The sequence below is a fragment of the Mycobacterium sp. KBS0706 genome (genome assembly GCF_005938675.2).
GTDB lineage: Bacteria > Pseudomonadota > Alphaproteobacteria > DSM-16000 > Inquilinaceae > Inquilinus.
On sequence record NZ_VCCH02000330.1, the window covers coordinates 1 to 623 of the forward strand.

The window sequence follows — 623 nt, forward strand, 5'->3', positions numbered from 1 at the left end:
TGTCGGGCGACACGTAAAACTGGACCCCTTTCGCCTTGAGGAACTGGACCCTCGTTCGGCGCGAGGAGGTCCTGATGGATGAGGATATGGTGAGGTTCCGTCCCGACCACGTTGTGGATCGGGGGGAGCAGATGAGAGAGCCGGACGAGGTTGCAGCGATGCTCCGGCTCAAGGCTTTGGGCTGGGGTGTTCGGCGGATCGCGCGGGAGCTTGGCTGCAGCCACATGACCGTGCGGCGGTACCTCGCTGCGGGCGGCTGGACGGCATGCCAGAAGCCGGAGCGGCCCACGATGCTGGACGGCCTTGAGGGCTGGATCGCCGAGCGGTTCCGCCAGCACCGGGGCAACGCCGACGTGGTACGCCAGGAGCTGGCGCGCGAACACGGCCTCGTCGTCAGCCTGCGGACGGTGGAGCGTGCGGTGGCGCCGCTGCGTCGTTCGCTGCAGGCCGAGGCGCGGGCGACGGTCCGGTTCGAGACGCCGCCTGGGCGCCAGCTGCAGATCGATTTCGGCGAGACGCGGGTGGTGATCGGCGGCGAGGCGACGCGGCTCTATCTGTTCGTGGCGACGCTGGGCTACTCGCGGCGCTGCTACGTCCGGGCGTTTCGCCACGAGCGCCAGTCG

General features: G+C 69.3%; 1 protein-coding gene. It reads left to right on the plus strand.

Features of this window, described 5'->3' with window-relative positions:
- Positions 1-158 precede the first annotated feature (158 nt).
- Positions 159-623, plus strand: a 465-nt coding sequence (locus tag FFK22_RS42110; RefSeq protein ID WP_221939321.1) for a helix-turn-helix domain-containing protein, incomplete at its 3' end; no start/stop codon positions are given.